Consider the following 25,968-nt stretch of genomic DNA (forward strand, 5'->3'; position numbering starts at 1 on the left):
CGGCCCGGCTCACGTCGGTGGGGCCGCCGCGTTCGCGACGCAGTCGCCAGCGGCGGTCGCTCGGACGTGAGCCACAAGGGGGCCGCGAACACGCCGCGACGAAGTCGCGGCCAGACCAACAGAGCGCTGAAATTCAACACTGTCGGGGGGAGGGACCATACTGCTTAGCGTGGATTCGGACATCGGTGACCGGGATGGTCGCAAGCGCAACGGAACGGCCGTGGATCGGGCCACCGACGTGCCGGCCGCCTTCATCGATGCCAGGGCGCTGATCGGCTGCCGCCATCGCCTGCGTATGGACGCCGCGCACCCCGATGCATTGGCGGGGATCGTCGAGGACGCGGGCGTGCGCCAGCGCCGGGACGCCGCCGTCGCACACCGCGCCCGAGTGCGCGACGCGCTGGTCGGCGCGGACCCCGATGCCTGGGTGGTGATCGATCCCGGACTGCGCGCCGCCGAGCGCGCCGAAGCGACGATGCGCGCGTGCGAAATCGGGGCACGGCACATCTGGGGCGGACTGCTACCGCAGGAGCCGGACACCGGCAGGCGCGGAGGTTCGGAGATCCTGCTGCGCGACGTCGAACGCGGCGGCTACATCCCGATCATCGTGGTGAACCACAAGGTGACCGACCCGCGTCAACCCGAGCGCGCCGACTTCCACCCGACCACCTCGGACCCGTATCACTGGGACCCGCAACCGGATCCGCACCGCAAGCTACGCCAGCAGCCCCGCGACCAACAGCGGCTCGCCCACCTGCACCGGATGCTGCAACGGCACGGCCTGGCCAGCCCCGCGCTGGTCGGCGGCGTCATCGGCTTCGATTTCGATCGCATCCTGGTCCACGACCTGGCGCCGCTGCTGGCCGATTACGACCGCCGCTACGCCGACCGGATCGCGGTGGTGCGCGGCGAGCTGCCCACCATCCCGTCGAAGGTGCCCGAGTGCAGGCAGTGCCCGTGGTGGACGCGAGGAGTCGATGGCCCGAGCTGCGAGGGCTGGCTGATCGAGCATCGTGACGTCAGCCTGGTGGCGCCCGGCTCCCGCGCCGAGGTGCTGCGCAGGCACAACGTCGAGACCATCGATGAACTCGCCGGGTGGGTGGGTGAGGAGCCCGAGGATTGGCAGCACGGCCCGTTCGACGAGGCCGTGGTCACCGCGCGGGCGTGGATCGTCGGCGCCCCGCTGGTGCGGCGGGTCGAGAGCGTGCAAGTGCGGCGGGCGGACGTGGAGGTCGACGTCGATCTGGAGAGCTTCCAGGAGTACGGCGCGTACCTGTGGGGAACGCTGCTGAACGGCGTGTACCGCCCGTTCGTCACCTGGGACCCGTTGCCCACCGAGGACGAGGGCCGCTCTTTCGGCGAGTTCTGGACCTGGCTGATGACGGTGCGCGCCGAGGCGACCGCGACGGGCAGAACGTTTGCCGCGTACTGCTATTCGCGCACGGCGGAAGACAAGTGGCTGTACGAATCGGCGCGCCGGTTCGCGGGCAGGCCCGGCGTGCCGACGGTGGAGCAGGTGCGCGCGTTCGTGGACGGACCGCAATGGGTGGACATGTTCCAAGCCGTCTCCGACCAGTTCATCTGCCCGAACGGCAAGGGGTTGAAGAAGATCGCGCCGGTCGCCGGGTTCTCGTGGCGTGATCCCGAGGCGAGCGGCGAGGCGTCGATGAGCTGGTACCGGCTCGCGGTCGGCTACGACGGCGCCACGCCCGACGCGACCCAGCGCACCCGTTTGCTGGAATACAACGAGGACGACGTCCGCGCCACCCAGGTGCTGCGCGAATGGATGACCACCCGCGCCGACGCGGAGGTTGCCGGTCTCGCCGATTTCCGGCAGGTTCCCGATGCGCGGTCGCCCGGGACCGTCGCGGGTTACGCGGCGGCCCCACCTTCGGCTCCGTAGTCATCGCACGGCGGTACCATCGCGACCGTGACAGAGCACGTCGAACAACTCGAGTTCCAGGCAGAGACCCATCAGCTGCTCGAGCTGATGATCCATTCCGTCTACTCCAACAAGGACACCTTCCTGCGGGAGCTGATCTCGAACTCCTCCGACGCGCTGGACAAGCTGCGGCTGGAGTCCTTCCGAGACAAGGATCTGCACGTCGACACCTCCGACCTGCACATCGAGCTGGAGGTCGACAAGGACGAACGGATCCTGACCGTCCGGGACAACGGCATCGGCATGTCGCGCGCCGAGGTCGTCGATCTGATCGGCACCCTCGCCAAGTCCGGTACCGCCGAGCTGCGCAGGAAGCTGAACGAGGCCAAGTCCGAGGCCGCCGCCGAGGAGCTGATCGGCCAGTTCGGCATCGGTTTCTATTCGACCTTCATGGTGGCCGACAAGGTCACCCTGACCACCCGCCGCGCGGGCGAGGCCACCGCCACCCGGTGGGAGTCGAACGCGGGCAGCTCCACTTACACGATCTCCGAACTCGACGAGGCCCCGCAGGGCACGTCGGTCGCGCTCCACCTCAAGCCGGTGGACGAGGAGGATCACCTCTTCGACTACACGCTGGAGTGGAAGCTGCGCGAGATCGTCAAGAAGTACTCCGACTTCATCTCCTGGCCGATCCGCATGCAGGTGGAGCGGACCGTCACCGAGGGCGAAGGCGAGGCCGCCGAGGAGAAGACGATCCTGGAGGACCAGACGCTCAACTCCATGAAGGCGCTGTGGACGCGCCCCAAGAGCGAGGTCTCCGACGAGGAGTACAAGGAGTTCTACAAGCACGTCAGTCACGGCTGGGACGATCCGCTGGAGATCATCCCGCTGAAGGCCGAGGGCACGTTCGAGTACCAGGCGCTGCTGTTCATCCCCTCGCACGCGCCGTTCGACCTGTTCACCCGTGAGCACAAGCGCGGCGTCCAGCTCTACGTCAAGCGGGTGTTCATCATGGACAACTGCGAAGAGCTGATGCCGGAGTACCTGCGCTTCGTCAAGGGCGTGGTGGACGCGCAGGATCTGTCGCTCAACGTCTCCCGGGAGATCCTCCAGCAGGACCGGCAGATCCAGATGATCCGCAAGCGTCTGGTGAAGAAGGTGCTGTCCACGGTCAAGGATCTGCAGGGCGCCGAGGATCAGGCCGGCTACCAGACCTTCTGGAAGGAGTTCGGCCGCGTCCTGAAGGAGGGCCTGCTCTCGGACTTCGACAACCGCGACACCATCCTCCAGGTCTCCTCGTTCGCCTCGACGAACTCCGAGACCGAGCTGACCACGCTGGCCCAGTACGTGGAGCGGATGCCCGAGGGGCAGGACACGATCTACTACATGACCGGCGAGACCCGTCAGCAGGTCGAGAGCTCCCCGCATCTGGAGGCGTTCAAGGCCAAGGGCCGCGAGGTGCTGATCCTGACCGACCCGGTCGACGAGATGTGGGTCGGTTCCGTACCGGAATTCGACGGCAAGGCGTTCCAGTCCATCGCCAAGGGCGAGGTCGATCTGGAGACCGAGGAGGAGAAGAAGGCCTCCGAGGCGCTGCGCGAGCAGCAGGACAAGGACTTCGCCGATGTCCTCACGTGGCTGGGCAAGACGCTGGAGGAGAACGTCAAGGAGGTGCGCCTGACCAACCGGCTCACCACCTCTCCGGCTTGCCTGGTCGGTGACGTGTTCGACTTCACGCCGATGCTGGAGCGGATGTATCGCGCCTCGGGCCAGGCGCTGCCGGAGAGCAAGCGGATTCTGGAACTCAACCCGACCCACCCGCTGGTCACCGGCCTGCGCGACGCGTACGCGGCCGAGCGGGAGAAGGCCGACGCCGGCACGGCGACCGAGCTGTCGGAAACCGCTGAACTGCTGTTCGGCACGGCGGTGCTCGCCGAGGGCGGTGAACTCAAGGATCCGGCGCACTTCGCCCACATCCTCACCGATCGGCTCACTCGCACTCTCTGAACCATCCGCGACCGGAGGACCAGCAATGTCCTCCGGTCGCGGCCGGTGCGGTCGGCGGCGTTTCGGCCATTTCTCGGTTACGGTGACGGGCGGGATGGCATATTCGCAGGACTGGGGAGTTCGCCCCCGGGTGGCGCGGTTAGATGTGGATGCCTGAAAGGATCGTCACGACATGTCCGCAAACCCGCTTGCCGTCGCCGAGCCGTGGGATCTCGTCGCCGACGGATATGACGAGTTCGCACCCGCGATAATGCAACCGTTCTCGGCGCGGGCGCTCGAGTTCGCCTCGCTCTCGCCGGAATCGCGCATCGTGGATGTCGCGGCGGGGCCGGGCACGCTCAGCCTGCTGGCCGCGGCTCACGTGGCGCAGGTCGACGCCATCGATTTCGCGGAGTCGATGATCGCGCGCTTGGCGAAGAACGCCGCTGCCGCCGGGCTGGTGAATATCCGGGCGCAAGTGGGTGACGGACAAGAACTGCCGTACGAATCCGACCAATTCGACGCCGGGTTCTCCATGTTCGGACTGATGTTCTTCCCGGACCGCGCTCGTGGGTTCGCCGAGCTGTTCCGAGTGTTGCGGCCGGGCGGGACGGCGGTGGTGTCGAGCTGGGCGCCGATCGCGGACTCGCCGCTGATGCGGATGATGTTCGGTGCCTTGACCGCGGCCGACCCGGACATCCAGGAGCCGCAACCGAATTTCCTGAGCCTGGAGAACCCGGAGGTCTTCGAATCGGAGATGCGCGGTGCGGGCTTCGAAGCCGTGTCCATCCAACGGCATTCGATCGCGCTCACCTTCGGCAGCCCCGAGGAGATGTGGGAGACCATGGTGCGCAGCAGCGCCCCGTTGGAGCTCATGCGCCACAACGTGAGCGCGGAGGTCTGGGCGCGGCGCGCCGCCGTCATGAAAGCGTTTCTCGCCGAGAAGTACCGGCCACACTGCCCGTTGTCCACCACGGCCTACCTCGGCATCGGCCACAAGCCGGGGGAATGAGAACAGCGCGCGACCCTTCGGTGAAGGGTCACGCGCTGCCGGGACTGCGGAGCGGAATTACCGCGGCGCCATGCGCAGCGCGCCGTCCATGCGGATGGTCTCGCCGTTCAGGTAGTCGTGCTCGATGATGTACTGCGTCAGCTGCGCGTACTCGTCCGGACGGCCGAGGCGGGACGGGAAGGGCACGCCCGCCTCGAGTCCCTTGCGGTACTCCTCGGTGACGCCGGCGAGCATCGGGGTGTCGATGATGCCGGGAGCGATGGTGTTCACCCGGATGCCGAACTGGGCCAGATCGCGCGCGGCCGGAACCGTCATACCGTGCACGCCGCCCTTGGACGCCGAGTAGGCGATCTGACCGATCTGCCCCTCGAACGCGGCGACCGAGGCGGTGTTGATGATGACGCCGCGCTGGCCGTACTCGTCCACGGCGTCGGTCTTGGCGATCGCGTCGGCGGCCAGTCGCATGACGTTGAAGGTGCCGAGCAGGTTGACCGTGATGACCGTGCGGAACAGCTCCAGGTCGTGCGGGCCGTTCTTGGACAGGATGCGGCCCGCCCAGCCGACACCGGCGCAGTTGACCACGATGCGCAGCGGGGCGCCGGACTCGACGACCTGCGCGACGGCCGCGCTGACCTCGTCGTTGCTGGTGACATCGGCGGGAATGAGGGTGACCCCGGCGGGCACGTTGTCGCCGGCGCGCTCGATCGACTGCGGTACGTCGAGCCCGAAGACGGTGGCGCCGAGATCGGCGAGACGCTTGGCGGTGGCGGCGCCGAGGCCCGATGCGCCTCCGGTGACAATGGCGGCGGAACCCGAAATCTCCACGATGGTCCTCTCGTTTGTGACAGCCAGTTGGCCCTTCGTCAATGGCACCCTAACCGGTACGCGGCGAACGGCCCTGCACGGCTCCCGCGACTCGTTTCCGGCGCGGGCCCTTTCCGGCAAGTCGGCGGAACCGACCGAGCAGAATGGAACAGCCCAGTCAGCTCGACCGAACACCCGGAGTCACCGAATGACCGAATCGGCCACCAGCGCACGCCTCCCCCGAGGTAGGCACGGCCTGCCACGGGAGCAGGTGATCGCTTCGCAGCGCGAACGAATCCTCGTCGCGACGGCGGAGGCCATGGCCGAGAACGGTTACATCGGAACGTCGGTCGCGGCGATCCTCAAGCGGGCTTGCGTGTCCCGGGAGACGTTCTACGAGCAGTTCCGCTCCAAAGAAGACTGTTTCGAAGCGGCCTATCAGCGCGCGGTGGATTTGTTGCTCGACCGGATCGCCGTCGCCACCGAGAGGGAAGACGGGGCGGCCGATACCGACGCCGTGGCGCGGATGGACCGGATCCTGCGCGCCTATCTCCAGTATCTGGTGGACGACCCGGCCAGCGCGCGGTTGTTCTTGGTCGAGGTCTTCGCGGTGGGGTCGGCCGCCATCGCGCGCCGGGCCCAGCTGCAGGAGCGATTCGTCGAGTTGATCGCCGCCGTGCTCGACGCGCGGACCGACCAGCAGCGTTTCGCCTGTCAGGCCCTGGCCGCGGCGGTCGGGTCGATGGTCACCGCTCGGATCGCGGCCGGAGACTCGAGCGGTCTGCAGGCGCTGCGGGAACCATTGCTGGATCTGTTGCGTCAGGGTGGCGGACTGTACGGGGCTGCGCTGGACTCGAGCGACGAGCCATCCGCGTGAGCAGCAGCGCCGCACCGGCCAGCGCGGGAGCCAGCGCCGCGAGCCCGGCGACGGCGACACCGCCGAGGGCCGGTGCGGTCGCGCCGAGCAGGGTCGCCGCGCCGAAGTAGAGGAACAGCAGGCCCGAGCCGATGCCGATCGTGTGCTCCGGCAGATGCTTGCCGACCAGAATGCCAACCGCGATGGCGAGCGCGTCGGCGGCGACCATGCCGATGGTCGAGCCAAGCCAGACGCCTACCCAGTCGTAGTCCGTGGCCAGCGCGGCGGTCGCGAACATGGTGCGATCGCCCAGCTCGGCGAGCAGGAACGCGGACAGCACCACGAAGAACGGCGCACCGCCCACTTTCGGCGCCTTCGGCTCCGGGTCTTGCTCGCCGGTGCCGAAGTGCTCGCGCAACGTCCACAGGCCGACGGCCAGGAAGGTGACGGCGGCGATCAGCGCGATCGCCGTGGTGGGCAGCGCCGCACCGAGGAAATAGCCGATGCCGACCGAGATCAGGTGCACCGCCGCGGAGGCTGTCGCGATGCCGCCGAGCACCACCCACCAGCGGTAGCGCAGCGCGAACGTCAGCGCCATCAGCTGGGACTTGTCACCGAGCTCGGCGAGGAAGACGACGCCGATGGTGAGCAATACGGTGGCGATCATGTGTGGCGGCTCCAAGGTCTCCGGCCTGCCGACCGGAGATATGGGGACGCTCCGGCCGACAACGAAATGGTTGTCCAGGCCGAAGGTCTCGCCCACCGGCCGGAAGCCGGTTCACACAGCCGGACCCGGCCCGAGCGGGCTCGGCGGGTCAGTATGTCGACTGTGCGATTGGGGGCTACTCCCCTTCGCTGCTTGCGACTCTACCGCCACGTTCCGCTCGTGCCAACCCGCTGTAATCGAAATCGCAATGCGCACAATAAGTTTGGCGATCCACGTGCGGAATTTCGGTTACCCTCACGCGGCCAGCAGCATAGCCAGAACCGCGGTGTCGGGATCGCTGATCGGGTCCAGTCCGACCCGGCTGACCAGCGAGGTCACGGTTCCGTCCGACTCCGCCTCGACCCACGCGGCACGGTGTTCCAGCCCCAGGTGGGGCACGCCGGGCAACAAGACGCACCCGGAGGCCGCACCCGCGCATTCGGGCAGCGTCGGGCGGGTTTCGGACGGCGGATGCAGCATCAGCAACGCCGGTGGCACATGGTCGGCGAAACGGCCGGGTTCCACGGCCTCGTCGCCGAGCACGGGCCCTTCGGCCAGCACCAAGCCGACCGTGCCCGGGGCGGGGTCGTCGGGCAGGTCCTCACGGACTCCGAACACCGTCGAGGTGGTCAGCAGCCCGGGTAACGTGGCCACACGCACCGCTAGGACCAGCACCTGCGCCCACTCCTTGGTGGTGTCCGGCCAGCGGCCGGAGATCAAGAAGCCACGCAGCGACCCGCGCGAATGGAACGGCGTGATGCCGATCGGTTCGTTCGTGCGCATTCCTGCCTCCCGTTGTCGAACCCGGGGGCGACCTTGCCCGTCCCTTTGGTGTGGATTTCCCGAATATGAACCACGAGTCACCTGGCACACAAGTACCAAAGAGTGCCAATCGGGCGGCCGGGGGCGTGGAGGAGGGCAATCCGGCTGCGCACTCGACGGATCCCGCCCCACCTCAGGGACTCCGGATACGCGCGGGGCGGGTGGCGTTCTCGGCAACATGTCCGCGTCACCGGAGAACAGAACGGGCCCGCGAATCCGGCCGCGCGTGGCGGACGGATTCGCGGACCCGGTTCCGGCGTGCCGAACAGGCTCAGCCGAAGATGAGGCCCTTGGCCTGCGAAGTCGCCTTGGCGAAGCGCTCCTGCACGTCGGCCCAGTTGACGACGTTCCAGAACGCGGTGACATAGTCCGCCTTGACGTTCTTGTACTGGAGGTAGAAAGCGTGCTCCCACATGTCGACCTGCAGCAGCGGGATGATGCCCAACGGGACGTTGGCCTGCTGGTCGTAGAGCTGGAAGGTCAGCAGCTTCTGGCCGAGGGTGTCGAAGCCGAGCACCGCCCAGCCGGAACCCTGCAGGCCGTTGGCCGCGGCGGTGAACTGCGCGCGGAACTTGTCGAACGAACCGAACTGGTCGTCGATGGCCGCGGCCAGTTCGCCGACCGGCTTGTCGCCGCCGTTGGGGGAGAGGTTCTTCCACCAGATGGAGTGGTTGACGTGCCCACCCAGGTGGAACGCGAGGTTCTTCTCGTGCAGGAAGATGGCGCTGTGATCGCCCGACTCGCGAGCGGCTTCCAGCTTCTCCAGTGCGGTGTTCGCGCCCGCGACGTAAGCGGCGTGGTGCTTGGAATGATGAAGCTCGTTGATCTGCCCGGAGATGTGGGGCTCCAGGGCGCTGTAGTCGTAATCCAGATCTGGCAGCGTGTACTCGGCCACGTTGTCCCTTCCTATGTCGGGCTGGTTGTGCCCCGTTCCGGACACAGCCAACCATCATTCGTACACCCGGTCGATTCCAACTCGGGCCCGCGCCCGCGCATTCCGGTGACGCCGCTCACACCTAGCGCGTCGCGCACCGTCACATCACGCACATCGGCCCCACTGGAAACTCACGCGTAGCATCGAACCATGTCGTGGTACGACGAACTAGTGGGGCGTCTGAGCCTCCCCGAACCCGCCATGGTCGCTCCCGAGCAAGCCCTGCCCGGCCGGGCGGAACCGCTCGACGTGCCGGATACCCACTACGTCAACGGTCACCCGATCCGCCCGCCGTTTCCCGAGGGGCTCCAGCTCGCGGTCGTCGCGATGGGCTGCTTCTGGGGCGCGGAGAAAGGCTTCTGGGAACTCGACGGCGTCTACTCCACGGCAGTCGGTTATGTCGGCGGGTACACGCCGAATCCCACCTACGAAGAGGTATGCAGCGGACGGACGGGCCACGCGGAAGCGGTGCTCGTCGTGTTCGATCCCGCGGTGATCGGCTACGCGGGCATCCTCAAACACTTCTGGGAGAACCACGATCCCACCCAAGGCATGCGGCAGGGCAACGACCGCGGCACCCAATATCGTTCGGCCGTCTTCACCTTCGGCGCCGAGCAGGCCGACCTCGTCGGCTCGACGGCCGAGTCCTACGGTAAGCGGCTGGCCGCGGCGGGATACGGGCAGATCACCACGGAGATCACGCCGCTGCCCGGGCTGGCGGCCTTCTACTATGCCGAGGGCTATCACCAGCAGTACCTGGCCAAGAATCCCGGGGGATACTGCCCCGTCCACGCCACCGGAGTGAGTTGCCCGGTTGGCACGGGCGCCTGAGCGCCGAGGTGCGACGAACCGCACCCGAATGTGCGGTTCACTCGCGACGGTTCGGCGATCAGAGCGGCGGCGCGATTCCCGGACGACTGGCTCGCGGGTCGCCCGCATCGTGCGCCCGCCACCACCGCGCGCCGCCCGCGACGAAGTCGGCCAGCGGGATCTGCTTGCCCCGCGCGTCGTGCACGGTGATGCCGTCGAACCACACTCGGACGTCCAATTCGCGCGGATCGATGCCCTCCTCCTGGGAGAACTCCAGAACATGTGCGGATTCGCGATCACCGATGCGGGTGTCGAAGCTGAGCAACTCGCTCCACAGCGCCCAACTGCTGTCGTCGAGATCGATGAACTCCCAACCGTGCAGCCGCCCGCCGCCGAAACTACGGATCGCCTCGTCCAGGCCTTCCAGTCGCAGCGGCAGCACCCTGGGTTCCAGGTCGTCCCAATGCTGCGTCCGCAGTGACGCGGCGACCCGGCTCACGCCGGTGAACGTCACCTGCACCCGATAGTCCTCCGCCGCCGTTCCGCGTTCGGGAAGAGTCAGCACTTCGAGGTCGAGTCGCAGTTCTGCGGCGGCCTCGTCGATCGCGAGGCCGAGGCACGTGGCCTCGGACAACGCGATATTGAGCCCTGCGATGTCCATTCCGTGGCGTAGCCCCCTGCTCACGTTCATGCGCCCAGGCTACCGATCGTCTTCGCCGGATCGCGGGATTTCGGCGGCGTTCTGGATTCGATGGAACCGAATGCGCCTCGGCGCCGTCCAAGTAGATATCGGACCCTCTTCGGCCGCGGGTTCCGATGTCGGCGACGAATGGCCGCTCCGGGATTGGTATGGAGGGGAGTCCCGGATCGGCCATTCGCATCGCTCGACCGTTAGGGGCTGATCCGTACTTCGATCAGGTAAAGCGCGCCGAGAACGGACCAATGGTTCGCAACGACAGCAGGTCGATAGCTGATCAGTTGCTAGAAAGCCGGTTCAATCCGGCGAAACGCCTTCGACACCTGCGCCTTGTGGATCGAGCTGTGGATTATGTGGATAACTTCGCCCGAGTTATGCACAACCAGCATCGGGCGGGTGCGCGGTCGAGTTCCGGAGGGGAGAACATACCCGAAGTCGTGGCTCCCTGTCGAGGTCGCTCCCCTGGCATGGAACTGCACGGCGGTCCGCCACGCATGGCAGGATCGAATCTGTGACGAGCCCCCACGTTCCGTCGGTCACGGTGGAGGACGTGCCTGCCGAATTCGACAGCAGCGCGCCCGCGTCGGCCGACACGCCGCGATCGATCCTCCTCGACGTCTGTGAGGACGACGAGTGGCGGCTCGGACACGCCCCGGGCGCGATCCACATCCCGATGGTCGACGTTCCCGCCCGGATCGACGAGCTGGAGTACGACGCGGATCTCTACATCATCTGCAGGCAGGGCGGTCGGTCGCTTCAGGTGGTCGAATATCTCACGCACATCGGCTATGAGGCCATCCAGGTCAACGGGGGCATGGTGGCATGGCAGCACGCCGGCCGCCCGCTGGTCGCGGAGGGCGACCACGAGGCGAAGATCTACTGACGAAAGAACGAGGTGCGCGGGTGAGTACGGTGGTGCAACCTTGTGCGCGCTGCGGTGCGCGCTGGGCCGTGCAAGGGGCGCCGATGCACTGGTGCCCGCGCTGCCGCGGCGTACTCCTCTCGCCGGGGCCGATCGACGCGCCCGCCGACCGTCGCAACTACCGCTGGGTGGCGCGCAAGCCCGACCAGCGAGGTCGGCGAGCGCAGTCGTCCGTCCGACCGGCCCCGCCGAGCCGCACGCCTCGGTACACGCAGATCCCGCGCTGGGGCCTGATCGACCCGCCACCGCACGCGGGCGGCGCGGCGCGTCGCCCGTTCGGCAAGTTGACCCACTCGGTGATCAGACTGCTCGTCGCGACCGCCGTCGTCTTCGGACTCGCGGCCGTCGCCGAACTGGCGCGCTACGGGGTGTTGCTGCGCAACCGGACGCGCCTGATCCACCCCGCCGTCCTCTTCGCCTCCGACGCGTTCGTGATCGGCGCCGGAGTGCTCGCGGTCGTGCTCGCGCTGCTGGCGGCCGCGGCCACGGTCGGAAGACTGATCGAGATCAGGCGCTCGGCCTACGCCGCCACGGGCAGGCGCGACCCGCGTTCGCCGCGAGCGCTCGCGTTCGGCTGCCTGATTCCGGTGGTCAACCTGTTGTGGCCGGGGGTCTTCCTGAGCGAAGTGGCCGCGTTGCAGGGTGATCCCAGGACGGGACGGGCGGTTCGGATCTGGTGGGCCGCGTGGGTCTTCGGCGGCCTCGTCACGGTGGCCGCGCTACTGTGGCGGACCGCGGATTCGTTGCAAGCCGAGGCGGACGGGGTGCTGTTCACCGCGTTCACCGACGCGGTCGCCGCCGTGGTCGCGTTGCTGACCCTCTGGGTGTTGCGCACGATCGAGGGGCATGACCTGCTCGGTCGCGGCCGGACCGCGCGCCGCTGGCTGATCGCGGTCGACCCCGCGGTGCCGGTGATCGAGCCGGTGCATCCCGGCGGACGTGCACAGGCGGGCGCTGACGCGCACGAGGACAACGGTGCTGAGGACCGTGAGCAGGAGGAGGTTATGGCCAAGTGAGCCAGGGCAGTCGCGCGCCGTTCGTCGTCGCGCATCGAGGCGCCTCGGCGGCGCGCCCCGAGCACACGCTCGCCGCCTACGAGTTGGCGCTCCAGGAGGGCGCCGACGGCGTCGAGTGCGATGTCCGGCTGACCAGGGACGGACATCTGGTGTGCGTGCACGACCGCACCGTCGACCGGACCTCCTCGGGCAGCGGTCTGGTCAGCGAGATGACGCTGGAGGAGCTGCGCGCACTGGATTTCGGCGCCGACGGCGATCCGGCCTCGGTGCTGACCCTCAGCGAGCTGATCAGCCTGGTGCTGGACTGGCGTAGCAGGCCGACCAAGCTGTTCATCGAGACCAAGCACCCGGTCCGCTACGGCGCGCTGGTGGAGAACAAGCTGCTCGCCGAGCTCCAGCGCTTCGGCATCGCCACCCCCGCCTCGGCGGATCATTCCCGCGCGGTCGTCATGTCGTTCGCGGCCACCGCCGTGTGGCGCATCCGCCGCGCCGCCCCGCTGCTGCCCACCGTCCTGCTCGGCGAATCGTCGCGCTACCTGGGCGGATCGGCGGCCACCACCGTCGGCGCCACAGCCGTCGGCCCCTCGGTGAAAACACTGCGCGAGCACCCCGACCTGGTCGACAAGGCCGCCGCCGCCGGCCGCGCCACCTACTGCTGGACCGTCGACGACCCCGACGACGTCCAACTGTGCGCCGACCTCGGCGTCAGCTGGATCGCCACGAACCACCCCGGCCGCACCAAGTCCCTGCTCCCCGCCGCCTGACCCGGTTCCGCCGGAAGGGGTTGTCGTGGCTTCCACAATCCTCGATCGTCCGTCGCTGCGACGCACGCCTCGAGGAGAGCGGAATACGGTGCGGTGCGCCACGCCCACCCGGTGAAAGTAGTTTGCGCAATCGCGCCCTGACGCGACCACGCCACCTCAACCCCCTGTTTCGAGCGAAGCGAGACCGAGCATCCGCCGTTCGCGGCCCGGCTCGCGTCCGAGTGGCCGCCGCGTCCGCGCCGAAGTCGCCAGCGGCGGTCGCTCGGACGCGAGCCACAAAGGGGCCGCGAACACCCAGCGCCGCAGGCGCTGGAAAAACAAACACAGCCGAAAAACACGGTAGGTTGACCCCTCGTGGGTAAAAGCAAGCGCAACAGTCCTAAGCCCGGTGGGAACCGGGCGCAGCGTCTCGCCGAGCGGCGGGCGGCGCAGGAGCAGGCGGCACAAGTCGTCACCCGTCCGTTCGAGGGCCTGGCCGCGGAGTGCGATCTGGTCGCGCTGCGCGAATTCGTTCCCTCGGCCACCGCCCGGTTGACGCTGGCGGCCGAGGTCGCGGCGGAGCGGCCGGTCGTGCTCGCAACGGTGCTGCCCGGCGCGGTGGCCGCGTTGGTGCGCGCCGGTGACGAGCCCAGCGGTTACGTCGGCGCGCAGGTGCAGTTCCAGGGCGCGGATCCGGCCGCCGATCTGGCCGCGGCGATCCTATGGACCCAGTCCGCCGAGCCCGGTGATTCGCTGACCTCGGTGGAAAGCGTCGCGGGAGGCCCGCGGCTGGCCGATGTCATCGATCCCGCCGCGAGCCTGGACTTGACCGTGCACCAGGACTTCGACTGGTGGGTGCCCGCAGGGGTCGAGCCGGACCCGCAGGTCGCCGCCACCATCGAGCAGGCCAAACAGGCGATCATGCCCTCGGCGCGGCTCGGGCTCGCCGCCGACACGATCGGTGCCGCCTGGTGGGTGGACGCGGGAGAGAAGGCGCATATCCGCTGGGTGCGGCCGGAGGACGAGGACGCGCTCATGCTGGCGCTGGCCCGGTTGCACGCCTCCGGCGGTCTGCACCTCGGCGAAGGTTCCCGATTCGCGGGGTCGTTCCGCACGCATGGAGTGCTGGTCCCGGTCTTCGACCTGGACCGCGAGCGGCACCCCGACGAATGGGTCGAGCCCGCAACGGAATTCGGCGCTCGCCTGTCCGAGGCGCTGGCCGTCGACGCCCCGTTGACCTCCGACGAGCGGCGCTCCCGCGACGGCCTGCGGTCGCGTCAGGTCACCTTGCGCTGAGCCCGGATATCGGGAAACTTCGGCGGAAAGGCTCTTTTTCGGCGGCCGTGTTTTCCGGTTGCCGCCGGTGCAGCTGGGAATATAGGAAAGACTCACCAAACCACTGCGAAATGTGGTGGAACCGTCGTTCGTTTACGCCGACATTCCGACTCGCCGTCCGATAGAACGCTCAACAGCGACAGGCCCGGTTCCTGATACGGAACCGGGCCTGTTTCACCTATTCGGCGAACGCCGTCAGACGGAGCCGCCCGCCGCCGAAGGCGCGCCGGAGGCGTCGCTCGGGCCGCTCATTTCCCGGGCGACGAATTCCTCCAGGTCGAACAGGTTCGATCCGGCGCGATCGGCGATGGTGAGCAGGGTGGTCATGTTCGCGACTTCCTCGACCTGCTCCTTGAGGAACCACTGCATGAACTGTTCGCCCAGGTAGTCGCCCTCTTCGCGGGCGGTGCTCGCCAGCTGGATGATCTGCTCGGTGACCGTCTTCTCCTGGGTCAGTGCGAGCGCGATCGGCTCCCTGGCGTTCTCGAACCGCGATTTCGCGGCATCGATGCCGGAAATATCGACGCTGATATCCCGGTCCAGGAAGTACTGCACGATCATCATCGCGTGATTGCGTTCCTCGACGGCCTGCTTGTAGAACCGCTTGGCCAGCTGCGGGAGATCGGCATTGTCGAACCACACCGCAATCGCGATGTATTGATGCTCGGCATTGAATTCGTGCCGGATCTGATCGTGCAACAGGCTGTGAAATTTGCTGCGGGGTGATTCCGGATGGCTTGACATGGCATCGACATTAGCGCTGGTCAAGACCCATGTCATCCAAGTGCAGCCTTATTGAGGCTAGTGTTGCCTAATTAATTCTTCGCCACTCCAGCCATTTTCGGCGCCGGGATATCGGTGCGCGGCCGCGGCCGTGTCTCCCGGGCGACGAACTCCTCGACGTCGAACAACTGCCCGTCGGCACGGTCGATCACGGCCAGCAACGTGCTCATCCCGGCGACGTTCTTCACCTGATCGGCGAGGAACCACCCGATGAAGCGTTCGCCGAGATAATCGCACGGAGGTGCGGGCAGTGTGGGCCAGATCGCTGATCCGGGCGCTGCGGACCTGCTCGATATCCAGCAGCGAAGCGACCGCGCCGCGCGGGCTTTCGAAGGTGGACTCGATCTCGTCCAAGCCGCCGATCTGCACCGGGAGATCCCGGTCCAGCAGGTACTGCACCATGCGCAGCGAATTGCCGTAGTGCTCGCGTGACCGGTCGTAGGCGTGTCCGGCCAACTGTGGCAGTCTGCGTGAGTCGAAGTACACGGCGGCCGCGAGATATTGCTGGGCAGTGGTGAATCCGTGACGAATCTGGGTGCGCAGCAAGTCGGGAAAGGACTCGTCGGCCTCGTCGATGTCCGGCATGGCATCGACGCTACCGCGTCAGCAGGTCCTCCGGGATCGGACGGTCGCCGGCGAGCGCGTCGAAGAACCGGCCCGCTTTGGCCTTGTCCCATAGCAGGACGTTGCCGCTGTCGGTGTCCTCGAATCCGCCGACCGGTACCGCCGTGGCAATGGTGTCGCCACGCAGCGCCCAGCCCAGGCCGCCCAGATCCCAGATGTGGTCGCCGTTGTCGACCTTCAGCGACTTGGCGGTGTCGGTGGCCAACGGCCAGAGCTTGAACGGATTGGCCAGCGTGGCCCCACTGGTCGCCTTCTTCAGCAGGGCGGCCATGAAGATCCGCTGGTTGTTCATTCGGTCCAGGTCGGCGAGCGCGGTCGCGCGACTGCGGACGAAACCCAACGCCTGTGGTCCGTTGAGTCGCTGGCAGCCCGCGGGCAGGTCGATGCCGGCGAGCGGGTCGTCGATCGGTTTGGGCACGCACACGTCGATGCCGCCGAGCGTATCGACCACGCTGGCGAAGCCGCCGAAGCCGATCTGCGCGTAGTGATCGATCCGCAGGCCGGTGGCGATCTCCACGGTCTGGACCAGCAGCGCGGGGCCGCCGATGGCGAACGCGGCGTTCAGTTTGTCCTTGCCCTGGCCCGGGATGCTGACGTACGAGTCGCGCGGCAGGCTGACCAGCGTGGTCTTCCCCGACTGCGGCACGTGCACGAGCATGATCGTGTCGGTGCGCTCGGGGCCCACCTCACCGCCGGTGGCGAGTTCCCGCTCCTGCTCGGCAGTCAGTCCGCCACGGCCGTCGGACCCGACCAACAGCCAGTTCGTGCCGGGTGTGTCGCCGACGCGCTTGGCGTAGTTCGCCAGCGCGGGGATGCGGTTGAGCGAGTTGTCCAACTTGATGACGGCGCCGACGGCGGCGAGCACCAGGACCAGCAGGATCACCAGGAACCAGCGGAAAGGGTGGCGCTTGCGGCGCGGTCGTGGAGCCCGCGGCGGACGCCCGCCGCGTGGCGGCACCGGTGGGGGGCCTTCGCGGAACGGCCTCGGTTTCCGGGGCGGCGTGTGCGGCGGACCTTCGTGATACGGAACCGGCCGCTGTGTCGGCGCGTGCGACGGAACTTCGTGATGCGGCACCGGGCGCTGCGTGGGGGCGTGCCTGCGGGCCGGGGGAGGCGGCGGCATTCGACGCGCCTGTTCGGGCGGGACCTGCGAATACGCCAGCGGCTGTGCGTGGGGGTCGGCGGTTCCATCACGGCGCACGACCTGCGTGGGCTCGATCGGCGGCGGGCCGCCGGACCCCGGAGGCGGCATTCGACGGCGCATCGGAGGTTCACCGGGTCTGCCGGGCGGCGGCATCCGGCGCGTATGCGCGTTGCGCTGGGGGTCGTCGCCGTTCATCACTGGAACTCTACTTATCGGGCGGTTGTGACGTGCCGCATGCGGACGCGGGCGCACGCGGAAGCGGCGCTGTTCCGTAATTCGCAGGCGGCACCAGGTTGTTAGCGCTGCCGAGGGCACAGTTGCGTCACGGCAGCCACGAAACATGGCCGCGCAGAACGGTGTAGCCGATGTAGGCGACCGCATCGATGGTCGCATGGGCGAGGACCAGCGGCCACAGCCGATTGGTGCGCTGCCAATAGCGGCCGAATATGACGCCCATCATAAAGTTTCCGAGCCCGCCGCCGATTCCTTGGTACAAGTGATAGCTGGCCCGCAGCACAGCCGAGGCCAGCAGAGCCGAGTTCGCCGACCATCCGAGCCTGCGCAGCCGGGTGAGCAGGAACGCGACCACGATGACCTCTTCGGCCAAGGCGTTCGCGCAGGCCGAGAGGACGAGCGCGGGCAGTCGCCACCAGTAGTCGCCGAGCGAGGCGGGGACGATCGTCACGCTGACGCCGAGTGCGTGCGCGGCGAGATACAGCCCGAGTCCCGGCAACCCGATGATCGCGGCCAGCGTCAAGCCGGGTAGCACGTCGGCGCGCCAACGGAGCCGGTTCGCCAGCCCGATCAGTCGCGGGCCGATGCCCCCGCGCCACAGCAGATATAGGCCGAGCGCGGCCCAGCCGAGCAGCCGCAGCACGCTGAGCAGCTGGAACAGCAGGTCGATGGTGGACTGCGTGGCTCGCGACGGATTCAGCGCGACGGTCCGTCCGCCGATCCCGCCCGGGGCGAGCGCGCTCTCCACCAGCGAGAGCGCGGCGCTGAGCCCGCTGAGCCCGAACGTGACCAGCAGCACCACGGCGATCTCGAGTTTGATCGCCAGCCGCTCCCGATCGGTCGGCTCGGCCTCGTCCCACTCGGCTCTGGACTCCGCACGCATGGGTCGAATCTATTGCGCTCGTCCGCCGCGGCGTGCGGCGCGTCGGTATGTGAACTGCCTGGTGCGTCGTCGGCGTCTCCGCTGCGGCGCATGCTTCCGGGCCTGGTGTCCCAACCCGGCCCGCCACTCGGTCGAGCTCGGACATCGGGTCTGCGCGCGCTGCGGCGAGCAGCCGCCTCCGGCTCACCGGAGCATCCGTCCAAACGACGGTTCACCGGAGGAGGGTGCGACCAAGCGGCGCTGGATCAGCCCGGGCACGATGCGCTCGAGGCAGCCGGACCGCTCACCGCGGATTCGCCACAGGTCGGGATTGAACGAATCGGTGTGGTTGACGTCCGTCGTCCGCCCGCGTTGAACGAATCGGTGCGATTGTCGTTCGCCGCGTTGGTGTGCGTGTCAGCCGAGCAGCCAACCGTGCGTCGAGAATGTGTGCGCCCAGCCGATGCGCCGCCCGTCTCTCACCCTCATTCCCGCCGCTGTCACCAGCAACGCGGTCAGCGCGGCCGTCGCGCGGGTCGTCGAGTCCGGCGCTCCGCTGCGCATCGTGGTCAACTGCGGCGGTTGTCCACAACATCTGCGGGCAGGGGCCATGGAACGCTATCTCGTCCGTCTTCTCGGGCCGGTCATCCCGTTCTTCGCCTTGGTACTTCCGTTCGCCGGCCCGATGCCGCTGAAGATCGTCTTGATCGTGCGGCGGGTCAGATCCGGCGCAATCCATTGAGGAACGGGCAGCCCGCCAGCGTGCGTACGGCGCGGCTGAGCCCCTCGATGTCGTGCGCCGGTGCGCTGAACGGCAAGCGGAAGTCGTGGTCGCCGTCGTGTCCTTCCACCCGCAGCGTGAGCCCGTACCGGTCGATGGCCAGCGGGTGCACGATGCCGCGCCGCAGGTGTGGCGGCAGATGCCTGGCCAGCTGGGCGACGACGTCGGCGTGATCGGCCTGCATGTGCTGCAGCCACGCGGATTCCATGGCGCAGAACGGATCCGGCTGTGCCAGGCGCAGTTCGTCGCTGCGCACCGATTCCGCGCCGGTCGAGTCGGCCACCACCTCGGAGTCGATCACCAGCCGCAGCAGGGTGGCGCCGAAGCCGATGTCGAGCAGGCCCGGATGCGGGTAATCCTTGGCCACCTCGGTGGCCAGGGCGCGCTGCGCCTGGGTGGGCACCGCCCGTACCCAACCGCGCAGCCAGACCAACGCGCGCACCGGCTCGCGCAGCGGCAGCGGGGCGTGGTCGGTGAGCTCCAGCACCGCGGGCGCGCCGTGGTCTCCGGAGTTGCCCGCCAGGATCGCGGCGACCGAGGCCGTCGGCACCGCGATCACGGCATCGCCGCACTGCTGTACGTGGTGCACGGACGCGGGCGTCGGATCGATGCCCGGCATGGCCAGCACCGCTTGCTCCGCGTGCGCGCATGCGCTGCGCACTCGCTCGGCGGTGGACGGTGCGAAGGTCGAGGACGGACGCGGCATACAAACCTCCGTGGAGCGTGGCGCGCTTGACTGTTGATTAGGTTACCCTAAGCTAAGTGACGAGGCGGGGTTCCGCAAGCGTTCCGATCCGGCTGATCGCAGCGAACTGGATCGGTTCCGGTCGAACCGGGTTGTTACGGTGAGGGCGTGTCGGAAGGGACGGAATTCGCAGAACCGGTGCTGGTGACGTTGTCGACGCCGCCGCGGCGCAGTCTGGTCGACGGGCTGGTCCGCAACATCGGCGCAAGTCCCGCCGCGCCGACGCTGGAGCTGGACGCGCCCGACACCGGGATCGCCGACTTCCTCGCACACGTGGCCCACTCCGATACCGGCTTCGTCGCGCGCACTTCCTCGGGGGAACGGGCGCTGGCCATCGTCGCCGCCACAGCCGCCGCCCTGTGCGGCGAGGACATCGGCGCGGCCCTGCGCGCCCCCGACATCGCCTTCCTGACCTCGCTGAAACCGCCGGCCGTCGAGGCGGTCCGTTCGGTCCTGCGCGCCATCGAGACCGAGGCCGCGGACCGGGTGAACGCCGCATTGCGCGTGCTCAACGGAGGTTGAACACCGCTAGGGCGGTCCTGGAACAGATGACCCGGACCGGCAGGCCCTTCGCGATTGGTGGGGAGCCGGGCGAGCGCGCAAGTAATCTCGTAACCGTGCCGCGAATCGCGTACTTCGGGCCGTCCGGAACTTTCACCGAGATGGCTCTCGCTCAATTGGAATCCTCGGGAGCCTTCGCCGGGCCCGTCGAGCGGATCGCCGTGCCCAGCCAAGGCGCCGCGCTCGACTTGATCCGTTCCGGTGACGTCGATGGCGCGGTGGTGCCGATCGAGAGTTCCGTGGAGGGGTCGATCTCGGCGACGCTCGACTCCCTGGCAATCGGTCCGCGCCTGCAGATCGTCGCCGAGACCGAACTCGAAGTGAGTTTCACGATCCTCGGCAAGCCGGGCACGGCGTTACCCGACGTGCGCACTCTCGCCGCATACCCCGTGGCCGCCGCGCAGGTCCGGCTGTGGGTGGCGCGGCATCTGCCGCAGGCGCAGCCCTACACCTCGGCGTCCAACGCCGCCGCCGCCGAGGACGTGGTGGCGGGCCACGCGGACGCGGCCGTGTCGACCGCCCTGGCCGGAGAGCGGCTGGGATTGATCGCGCTGGCCTCCGGGGTGGCCGATCACGAGCAGGCGATCACGCGGTTCGTGCTGTGCACCCGGCCCACGGCGGCGCCGCCCGCCACCGGCGCCGACCGCACCTCGATCGTGCTCGAGCTGCCGAACGTACCGGGCTCGCTGATGCGCGCCTTCGCCGAGTTCGCCACGCGCGGTATCGATCTGACCAGGATCGAGTCCCGGCCCACCCGAACGGGCATGGGCACCTACCGTTTCTATCTGGACTGCGTCGGGCACATCGACGACACCGCGGTGGCCGAGGCGCTCAAGGCGCTGCACCGCACCGCGCGGATCCGCTTTCTCGGATCTTGGCCGGCGACTTCCGCGACCGGTACGCCACCACCGTCGGACGAAGCATCCGCGGAGTGGTTGATCCAGCTGAGAAAGGGGATGGCCGACCTATGACCGGGAGGTTGATTCTGGTCCGGCACGGCGAGACCGAGGGCAATGTCGCCAAGCTGCTGGACACCCGGATTCCCGGGTTGCCCCTGACCGAACGCGGTGCGGCACAAGCGAAGACGTTCGGTGAGGGCCTGCTCCGCCCGCCGCAGGTGCTGTTCTCCTCGGCGGCGCTGCGCGCGCGCCAGACCGCGAGCTACATCGAGGCGGCGACCGGTGTCGCCGCCATGGTGCTCGACGGACTGCACGAGGTACAGGCCGGCGACCTGGAGGGAGAACACAGCGAGGAGGCGCACCAGACCTTCCAGCGGATCTACCGTGCCTGGCACGAGGGCGATCTCACGCTGCGGGTGCCCGGCGGCGAATCCGCCCAGGATGTGCTGGATCGGTACCTGCCCGCGATCGAGGAGCTGCGGAATACGTATCTGTCACCGAATGACGCCGCGCACGGTGACGTGATGGTGGTCAGTCACGGTGCGGCCATGCGGCTCGTCGGCCGCACGCTCTCGGATGTGCGTCCGCCGTTCACCACGAACAACCACTTGGACAACACCGAGACCATCGAACTGGTACCGAAGCCGGACGGCGGGTGGGAGTGCATTCGGTGGGGACGATTCACGCCGCCATTCGGCTACGAGGTCGCACCGACTTCGGACGATCCCATGGGTTAGCGACGCTCGCTCGGTGCTTCAGGACAGCTTCGGATTCCGCGGGAACTCTTCGCGTTCCGGTAGGAAGTTGATCAGATCCTGCACGGCCGTGCGCAGTCGCGCGGGAGTCCCGCTGCTGAGCGACGTCCACTTCACACCGTCGTCGGACCTGCTCGCGGTCGCGATGAATCGGCCCGCGCGCGTGTTGAAGACGGCGATGTGGTTGTCGGCCGCGTCTCGGGTGCCATCGCCGTAGATCACACCGACGATCTCGGCATACGAGTGGATCTCGACCAGAGCCGCGGCCAAGGTCTTCGCGTCCTGGGCCGGGTTGCCCACCTTCGCCAGCCGTTCCGCGGTGGCCGCGGCGTCGCCGGTGTCGCCGAAGATCGTGGCCAGCTCTTCGGTCGGGGCGTTCATGCCGTACAGCTCGAGCGGCTCGGCATAGCCGAGTGCCGCGAGAACCGTTCCGGGCAAGTCGTTTCCCGCCTCGTCGATGACGTAGGAGTCCTGTCCCCGAAGGGCGACGACCGGGAGGTCGACGCCCTTCGCCAGACAGAAGCGGCTCACCCAACCATCGACGACCAACCGCAGCGCGATGATCCAGTGGGGCCGGTGTAGCGCGCGGAGCCGATTCTCCAGATCACGATGCAGCACATCGTCGATCAGGAGTTCCCGCTGGGCGAGCGACTCGGCGGCCGCGTCCATCGCCGCTTTGTGGTCGGTCAGATTGTCGTACCGTGCCCTCGCGTTCAGGACGACGGGAACCTCGATCTGCAGTTTCTCTACGAGGAACTGCATTTCGTCGAGCGACAGGACGACCGCGTCGAGCGTCGACGGGCTGCGGCCCGCACCGAGTACGGTCACCTAACCGTCCCGGTGAGGTCACCGCCGATGACCCCATCGGCGGTGAAGCGGCCGTCGTTGAAGTGCTCGGTCGACCGCAGGTAGTCCCGGCCGTCGTGTTCGGTCTCGTCGTCCTCGTCGCTGCGCGCCTGGTTACCGAGCAAGGGGTTGCCGTTGCCGGTGTTGGCGGGCCGGACCGGCGCCGCCTCGACGCCCTTGACCGCGACGCTCTCCTGCACCGGAGCCGTGCTGCCACCGATCGTGCCGTTGGAGCCCCAGCCTTCCGGAAGCTTGAGCGAGCCGCTGCTGATGCCCGCCGCCGATCCGAGACCGGAGAACGACACGGCACGCGTCGCCGCACCGGTAGCCGTGGCTGCCGCACCGATACCCATGGCCATGGGAGCCATGCCAGAGAAGGAGGGCGCGGAGCTGGTGGTGGCCGCCGCGATCGCGCTGCCCGCGACATTTCCGACGGTGGAGACACCGGTGGTGGCGATCGAGCCGACGGCCTGAGCGGCCTGGGTGGCAGCGCTCGCCACCCCGGGGTTGCTCAGGAACGCCTGGGTGGCGGCCACGGCAGCCTGGATCGGATCGGCCGGGACCTCGGTGGTCGTGTCCGCCGCCTGCTCGGGACTTGCCGTCCCCGCGCCCTTGGCGATCGCCGGCGGCAACAGGAACTCGGCGGGCGTGGCGACCATGGCGCTGGTCGCGGCCTCATAGGTCTCCATGACCAGCGCGGCACGGATGTCCATCGCGTTCCTGGCGACTTCGGCGGCTTCGAACGCACCGCTCAACACGCCCGGCGGGTTCGCCGACGCGGCCAAAGCGGTGTTGACGGCCGCGATCTCGGGCGGGCTCGGCATCGCCAGCGCGGCGACGGTGTAGGCGGTGGCGTTCGCCGCGGCCTTGGCGCCCATCGCGGCCGCCTGCACGCCCTGCTGCTCGGACCAGCCGAGGAAGCCGGTGAGCTTGCCCAGCGCGGCGATGCCGTTGATGCCCTGCATTCCGACGCCGAGTTCGGCCATCACCCTGGCGACCGTCGTCGTCGCGTCGATCCAGGCGGCGGTGAGCCCGCCCCATGCGGTGGCGGCGGCCGAGATCGGAATCGCGTGCGCGCCCGCGTGAAGTGTGGCCGAATTGATCTCCGACGGGCGCGCCGCCCAGATCACCCCGGTGACTCCTGCAACCATGTCTGACTTCTCCCCTGCTTAAAGCGTTGCTGATGGATCTCGCTTGCGGAACTACACCTGGATGGCGCTGATGCCGGCGGCGCGGACCACGTCGCCCGCGACGTGCTGGGCCAGCTGCATGCGCAGCGTCGCCGCGGCGTGGTGGCATTCCAGAATCGCCTGCGCGATCGCGCGATCGTGCGACATCGCCCCCTGATTGAAATGGCTCGCGCTGAGGAAGGAGACTTCCTCCGCCCCGGAGGGCAGCACGTGCGTCGCGGGCGCGGTGATCGCCGCGGCGGCGGCCAGACGTTCGGCGACGAGGTCGAGTTCGGCCGCGGCGGCGAGAATGGCTTCGGGTGCGATCAGTACATGTCCAACCATGACTCGACTCCTTCTAGTGGCTGTGGGGCGGAACCACGAGAATTCCCCCTTCGAGTGATAGGACGCGACAGCAACGCGATCGGTTCCATCGAATCCCCAATTTTTCGATCTCCGTGCCGATTACACACCCACCGCTGGTGGTGCGCAATACAGCTCGGTTCAGACTATCCCCATCCCAGCTGATGCAGGCGGTCTTCGTCAATGCCGAAATAGTGTGCGATCTCGTGGATCACGGTGATCGCCACCTCTTCCACCACTTCGGACTCGTCGGCGCAGTGTTCGAGGATCGCCTCGCGGTAGATGGTCACGGTGTCGGGAAGCGCTCCGCCGTAATGACTGTCACGCTCGGTGAGGGCGATGCCGTGATACAGACCGAGCAGATGTGGATTCTCCGGATCGCGCGGCTCGATCAGCACGACCACGTTGTCGATCGCGCGGGTCAGCTCGGGCGGGATGAGATCCAGTGCGTCGCCGACCAATTCCTCGAACCGGTCGGCGGACATCGTCACGGGCATCGGCGCTCGGCTACCTCGGCTGGGGCTGCGGCGGCAGGGGCGCGGCGCCCGGCAGCGGTGCGGGCGTGGAACGTCCGTTGTTCGGCGGCGGCACCGGAGCCTGGCCGTTGATCAGGATCTCGCCCTTGGCCGACCCGGTGATCGGCGCGAAGCCCTCCCGATCGGCTCCCTTGCCGATCATGCAGTCCAGCTTGCGGCTGCCCGCCATCCAACTGCGGGCATCGATGTAGTCGAAGAACAGCGTGAGCGTCTTGTTCCGGATGACGTCCGGCCCGCCCAGGTAGTCGGTCGACGTGCGGGTGCACTCCTCCTCGACGAACTTGTCCTGGTCGTCCTTCGCGGGCGGGCCCCCGTTGAAGTGGGCGGCCAGATCGACGGTGGAGACGATCTCCACGGCGTGCGGCTGGGCGCAGTCCACCGGATCGGTGGGCAGGTTCTGGTTGATGCCGAGGCACACGCCCGCCTCGTACACCTTGGACTGATCGTGCTCGGTGGCGCTGCCGACCGACGGCGGGGTGCCGACGCTGGCCGCGATCTGCAGGCCGCAGCGCAGGGTGCGGTCACCGTGCTGCCAGCCGTCCGGGCTCGGATACATCAGCCCGACGATGTACTTGCCGCGCGGATCGAACCGGCCCGACATGTACTTCTGCACCGCGGGCACGCAGTGCTCCTCTTTCAACTCGGTCAGGCGCAACGAGTCCGGGAACCGCGAGCCGGGACCGAACTCCTTGCCCGGATACCTGCTCATGTCGATGTCGGCCGCGACCTCGAACATGTGCTTGCTCGAGCAGTTCACCTTGGCCAGGTCCGATCGGTCCGGCTTGGTCCAGCTCAGGCAGTCGCCCTTCGCCGCGGTGCCGAACTCCTTCTCCAGCACCGGCTGCGCCGGGGCGCCGGGATTGTGCGCCTCCAGGCCCTTCTCGTTGTCGAAGCCGGTGACGAACAGCGTCACCAGGGCCGCCACCACGGCGCCGACGGCCACCGCGAGCAGGCCCCAGCGCAAGGTGGGGGCCGACAGATGCAGATCGCGCAGCTCGCCGTCGGCGAGGGCGGCTCTGGCCGAGTCGAACGAGCGCCGTACCGAGTCGGCGCGCGACGAAGCGCCGCGCTTGGGCGCCTGCGGGGACCGGGACATGCGTTCGGATGACATCGCGGTCCATCATGGCAGTGTCGGTGCCGC

Annotated in this window: 26 protein-coding genes and 2 pseudogenes; 13 read left to right on the forward strand and 15 right to left on the reverse strand. The window is 68.2% G+C overall.

Translation table 11 applies throughout. The annotated features are described in order from the left end of the window. Positions 1-295: 295 nt before the first annotated feature. The 3 genes from ACIA5H_RS19180 (at position 296) to ACIA5H_RS19190 (ending at position 4,880) form a co-directional block, all read left to right on the forward strand. On the forward strand, positions 296-1,903 hold the full coding sequence (locus ACIA5H_RS19180; protein ID WP_397077022.1) for a TM0106 family RecB-like putative nuclease: 1,608 nt from the start codon (positions 296-298) through the stop codon (positions 1,901-1,903). Between the two features lie 27 nt (positions 1,904-1,930). Continuing rightward, positions 1,931-3,889, forward strand: a complete 1,959-nt coding sequence (gene htpG, locus ACIA5H_RS19185) for a molecular chaperone HtpG (protein ID WP_355073307.1) — start codon at positions 1,931-1,933, stop codon at positions 3,887-3,889. Between the two features lie 172 nt (positions 3,890-4,061). Further along, positions 4,062-4,880, forward strand: coding sequence for a class I SAM-dependent methyltransferase (locus tag ACIA5H_RS19190; RefSeq protein WP_379249748.1), 819 nt, complete (start codon positions 4,062-4,064; stop codon positions 4,878-4,880). 57 nt (positions 4,881-4,937) lie between these two features. On the opposite strand, the gene ACIA5H_RS19195 is transcribed toward ACIA5H_RS19190, so the two are convergent. Next, positions 4,938-5,705, reverse strand: a complete 768-nt coding sequence (locus tag ACIA5H_RS19195; protein WP_379249750.1) for an SDR family NAD(P)-dependent oxidoreductase — start codon at positions 5,703-5,705, stop codon at positions 4,938-4,940. Positions 5,706-5,892: 187 nt separating this feature from the next. Here ACIA5H_RS19195 and ACIA5H_RS19200 point away from each other — a divergent pair. Continuing rightward, positions 5,893-6,108, forward strand: a pseudogene (locus tag ACIA5H_RS19200) (TetR/AcrR family transcriptional regulator); the annotation flags it as partial. A gap of 322 nt (positions 6,109-6,430) precedes the next feature. Here ACIA5H_RS19200 and ACIA5H_RS19205 read toward each other — a convergent pair. The 3 genes from ACIA5H_RS19205 to ACIA5H_RS19215 all read right to left on the reverse strand — a co-directional run bounded on the left by ACIA5H_RS19205 (position 6,431) and on the right by ACIA5H_RS19215 (position 8,963). Next, positions 6,431-7,207 carry a TMEM165/GDT1 family protein gene (locus tag ACIA5H_RS19205; RefSeq protein WP_379250123.1) on the reverse strand — a complete coding sequence of 259 codons (777 nt, stop codon included), beginning with the start codon at positions 7,205-7,207 and terminating at the stop codon, positions 6,431-6,433. Between the two features lie 294 nt (positions 7,208-7,501). Next, entirely contained in the window at positions 7,502-8,029 is a 528-nt protein-coding gene (locus ACIA5H_RS19210; protein WP_355073302.1) for a peptidase, read from the reverse strand. Between the two features lie 310 nt (positions 8,030-8,339). Continuing rightward, on the reverse strand, positions 8,340-8,963 hold the full coding sequence (locus ACIA5H_RS19215) for a superoxide dismutase (RefSeq protein ID WP_039794275.1): 624 nt from the start codon (positions 8,961-8,963) through the stop codon (positions 8,340-8,342). A 189-nt stretch (positions 8,964-9,152) separates the two neighbouring features. On the opposite strand from ACIA5H_RS19215, the gene msrA reads away from it, so the two are divergent. Then, positions 9,153-9,833, forward strand: a complete 681-nt coding sequence (gene msrA, locus ACIA5H_RS19220) for a peptide-methionine (S)-S-oxide reductase MsrA (protein ID WP_397076952.1) — start codon at positions 9,153-9,155, stop codon at positions 9,831-9,833. Positions 9,834-9,891: 58 nt separating this feature from the next. On the opposite strand, the gene ACIA5H_RS19225 is transcribed toward msrA, so the two are convergent. Next, entirely contained in the window at positions 9,892-10,503 is a 612-nt protein-coding gene (locus ACIA5H_RS19225; protein ID WP_397076953.1) for a hypothetical protein, read from the reverse strand. Between the two features lie 517 nt (positions 10,504-11,020). Here ACIA5H_RS19225 and ACIA5H_RS19230 point away from each other — a divergent pair. From ACIA5H_RS19230 to ACIA5H_RS19245, 4 genes are all read left to right on the forward strand, one after another. Next, entirely contained in the window at positions 11,021-11,392 is a 372-nt protein-coding gene (locus tag ACIA5H_RS19230; protein ID WP_397076954.1) for a rhodanese-like domain-containing protein, read from the forward strand. 20 nt (positions 11,393-11,412) lie between these two features. Next, complete coding sequence (locus ACIA5H_RS19235; protein WP_379249757.1) at positions 11,413-12,447, forward strand: DUF4328 domain-containing protein; 1,035 nt, start codon at positions 11,413-11,415, stop codon at positions 12,445-12,447. Then, positions 12,444-13,211 (forward strand): glycerophosphodiester phosphodiesterase, encoded by a 768-nt coding sequence (locus ACIA5H_RS19240; protein WP_355073296.1) that lies wholly within the window; start codon positions 12,444-12,446, stop codon positions 13,209-13,211. Before ACIA5H_RS19235 ends, ACIA5H_RS19240 begins: the two co-directional genes overlap by 4 nt. A gap of 354 nt (positions 13,212-13,565) precedes the next feature. After that, positions 13,566-14,486 carry a DUF5926 family protein gene (locus ACIA5H_RS19245; protein WP_379249759.1) on the forward strand — a complete coding sequence of 307 codons (921 nt, stop codon included), beginning with the start codon at positions 13,566-13,568 and terminating at the stop codon, positions 14,484-14,486. A gap of 234 nt (positions 14,487-14,720) precedes the next feature. Here the strand turns inward: ACIA5H_RS19245 and ACIA5H_RS19250 are convergent, their stop codons facing one another. From ACIA5H_RS19250 to ACIA5H_RS19265, 4 genes are all read right to left on the reverse strand, one after another. Continuing rightward, positions 14,721-15,269, reverse strand: coding sequence for a ferritin (locus tag ACIA5H_RS19250; protein ID WP_355073293.1), 549 nt, complete (start codon positions 15,267-15,269; stop codon positions 14,721-14,723). 57 nt (positions 15,270-15,326) lie between these two features. After that, positions 15,327-15,893, reverse strand: coding sequence for a ferritin (locus ACIA5H_RS19255; protein WP_397076955.1), 567 nt, complete (start codon positions 15,891-15,893; stop codon positions 15,327-15,329). A gap of 10 nt (positions 15,894-15,903) precedes the next feature. After that, positions 15,904-17,184: an LCP family protein gene (locus ACIA5H_RS19260; RefSeq protein WP_397077023.1), complete on the reverse strand. Its 1,281-nt coding sequence runs from the start codon at positions 17,182-17,184 to the stop codon at positions 15,904-15,906. Positions 17,185-17,398: 214 nt separating this feature from the next. Continuing rightward, the gene (locus ACIA5H_RS19265) at positions 17,399-18,193 is read right to left on the reverse strand and encodes a CPBP family intramembrane glutamic endopeptidase (protein ID WP_397076956.1); all 795 of its coding nucleotides are present in this window, start codon (positions 18,191-18,193) and stop codon (positions 17,399-17,401) included. 469 nt (positions 18,194-18,662) lie between these two features. On the opposite strand from ACIA5H_RS19265, the pseudogene ACIA5H_RS19270 reads away from it, so the two are divergent. Then, positions 18,663-18,755 (forward strand): annotated as a pseudogene (locus ACIA5H_RS19270) (3-hydroxyacyl-CoA dehydrogenase); the annotation flags it as partial. Positions 18,756-18,891: 136 nt separating this feature from the next. Here ACIA5H_RS19270 and ACIA5H_RS19275 read toward each other — a convergent pair. Beyond that, on the reverse strand, positions 18,892-19,659 hold the full coding sequence (locus tag ACIA5H_RS19275) for a DUF2470 domain-containing protein (protein ID WP_397076957.1): 768 nt from the start codon (positions 19,657-19,659) through the stop codon (positions 18,892-18,894). A gap of 147 nt (positions 19,660-19,806) precedes the next feature. Between ACIA5H_RS19275 and ACIA5H_RS19280 the strand changes: the two genes are divergently transcribed. The 3 genes from ACIA5H_RS19280 to ACIA5H_RS19290 all read left to right on the forward strand — a co-directional run bounded on the left by ACIA5H_RS19280 (position 19,807) and on the right by ACIA5H_RS19290 (position 21,895). Next, positions 19,807-20,220: a hypothetical protein gene (locus tag ACIA5H_RS19280; RefSeq protein WP_397076958.1), complete on the forward strand. Its 414-nt coding sequence runs from the start codon at positions 19,807-19,809 to the stop codon at positions 20,218-20,220. Between the two features lie 95 nt (positions 20,221-20,315). Further along, positions 20,316-21,230: a prephenate dehydratase gene (gene pheA, locus ACIA5H_RS19285; RefSeq protein WP_397076959.1), complete on the forward strand. Its 915-nt coding sequence runs from the start codon at positions 20,316-20,318 to the stop codon at positions 21,228-21,230. After that, positions 21,227-21,895, forward strand: a complete 669-nt coding sequence (locus ACIA5H_RS19290; RefSeq protein WP_397076960.1) for a histidine phosphatase family protein — start codon at positions 21,227-21,229, stop codon at positions 21,893-21,895. Before pheA ends, ACIA5H_RS19290 begins: the two co-directional genes overlap by 4 nt. An 18-nt stretch (positions 21,896-21,913) precedes the next feature. On the opposite strand, the gene ACIA5H_RS19295 is transcribed toward ACIA5H_RS19290, so the two are convergent. The 5 genes from ACIA5H_RS19295 to ACIA5H_RS19315 all read right to left on the reverse strand — a co-directional run bounded on the left by ACIA5H_RS19295 (position 21,914) and on the right by ACIA5H_RS19315 (position 25,938). Continuing rightward, positions 21,914-22,741 (reverse strand): ESX secretion-associated protein EspG, encoded by an 828-nt coding sequence (locus tag ACIA5H_RS19295; RefSeq protein WP_356963291.1) that lies wholly within the window; start codon positions 22,739-22,741, stop codon positions 21,914-21,916. After that, complete coding sequence (locus ACIA5H_RS19300) at positions 22,738-23,910, reverse strand: PPE family protein (protein ID WP_379249775.1); 1,173 nt, start codon at positions 23,908-23,910, stop codon at positions 22,738-22,740. Before ACIA5H_RS19300 ends, ACIA5H_RS19295 begins: the two co-directional genes overlap by 4 nt. 51 nt (positions 23,911-23,961) lie before the next feature. Next, entirely contained in the window at positions 23,962-24,273 is a 312-nt protein-coding gene (locus ACIA5H_RS19305; RefSeq protein ID WP_159849106.1) for a PE domain-containing protein, read from the reverse strand. Positions 24,274-24,437: 164 nt separating this feature from the next. Beyond that, on the reverse strand, positions 24,438-24,788 hold the full coding sequence (locus ACIA5H_RS19310; RefSeq protein WP_355073276.1) for a metallopeptidase family protein: 351 nt from the start codon (positions 24,786-24,788) through the stop codon (positions 24,438-24,440). Between the two features lie 10 nt (positions 24,789-24,798). After that, positions 24,799-25,938 carry a septum formation family protein gene (locus tag ACIA5H_RS19315; protein WP_379249779.1) on the reverse strand — a complete coding sequence of 380 codons (1,140 nt, stop codon included), beginning with the start codon at positions 25,936-25,938 and terminating at the stop codon, positions 24,799-24,801. Positions 25,939-25,968 lie beyond the last annotated feature (30 nt).

Origin of the sequence: Nocardia sp. NPDC051900 (assembly GCF_044452545.1) — a bacterium.
Lineage (GTDB): Bacteria > Actinomycetota > Actinomycetes > Mycobacteriales > Mycobacteriaceae > Nocardia > Nocardia sichangensis.

Excerpts from the sequence above, each read along its gene's own strand:
- msrA (WP_397076952.1), top strand. The coding sequence starts at position 9,153 with ATGTCGTGGTACGACGAACTAGTGGGGCGTCTGAGCCTCCCCGAACCC.
- ACIA5H_RS19300 (WP_379249775.1), bottom strand. The coding sequence starts at position 23,910 with ATGGTTGCAGGAGTCACCGGGGTGATCTGGGCGGCGCGCCCGTCGGAG.
- ACIA5H_RS19275 (WP_397076957.1), bottom strand. The coding sequence starts at position 19,659 with ATGCCGCGTCCGTCCTCGACCTTCGCACCGTCCACCGCCGAGCGAGTG.
- ACIA5H_RS19205 (WP_379250123.1), bottom strand. The coding sequence starts at position 7,207 with ATGATCGCCACCGTATTGCTCACCATCGGCGTCGTCTTCCTCGCCGAG.
- ACIA5H_RS19255 (WP_397076955.1), bottom strand. The coding sequence starts at position 15,893 with ATGCCGGACATCGACGAGGCCGACGAGTCCTTTCCCGACTTGCTGCGC.
- ACIA5H_RS19180 (WP_397077022.1), top strand. The coding sequence starts at position 296 with ATGGACGCCGCGCACCCCGATGCATTGGCGGGGATCGTCGAGGACGCG.
- ACIA5H_RS19265 (WP_397076956.1), bottom strand. The coding sequence starts at position 18,193 with ATGCGTGCGGAGTCCAGAGCCGAGTGGGACGAGGCCGAGCCGACCGAT.
- ACIA5H_RS19250 (WP_355073293.1), bottom strand. The coding sequence starts at position 15,269 with ATGTCAAGCCATCCGGAATCACCCCGCAGCAAATTTCACAGCCTGTTG.
- ACIA5H_RS19190 (WP_379249748.1), top strand. The coding sequence starts at position 4,062 with ATGTCCGCAAACCCGCTTGCCGTCGCCGAGCCGTGGGATCTCGTCGCC.
- ACIA5H_RS19305 (WP_159849106.1), bottom strand. The coding sequence starts at position 24,273 with ATGGTTGGACATGTACTGATCGCACCCGAAGCCATTCTCGCCGCCGCG.
- ACIA5H_RS19260 (WP_397077023.1), bottom strand. The coding sequence starts at position 17,184 with ATGCCGCCTCCGGGGTCCGGCGGCCCGCCGCCGATCGAGCCCACGCAG.
- ACIA5H_RS19225 (WP_397076953.1), bottom strand. The coding sequence starts at position 10,503 with ATGAACGTGAGCAGGGGGCTACGCCACGGAATGGACATCGCAGGGCTC.
- ACIA5H_RS19290 (WP_397076960.1), top strand. The coding sequence starts at position 21,227 with ATGACCGGGAGGTTGATTCTGGTCCGGCACGGCGAGACCGAGGGCAAT.
- ACIA5H_RS19315 (WP_379249779.1), bottom strand. The coding sequence starts at position 25,938 with ATGTCATCCGAACGCATGTCCCGGTCCCCGCAGGCGCCCAAGCGCGGC.
- ACIA5H_RS19310 (WP_355073276.1), bottom strand. The coding sequence starts at position 24,788 with ATGCCCGTGACGATGTCCGCCGACCGGTTCGAGGAATTGGTCGGCGAC.
- ACIA5H_RS19210 (WP_355073302.1), bottom strand. The coding sequence starts at position 8,029 with ATGCGCACGAACGAACCGATCGGCATCACGCCGTTCCATTCGCGCGGG.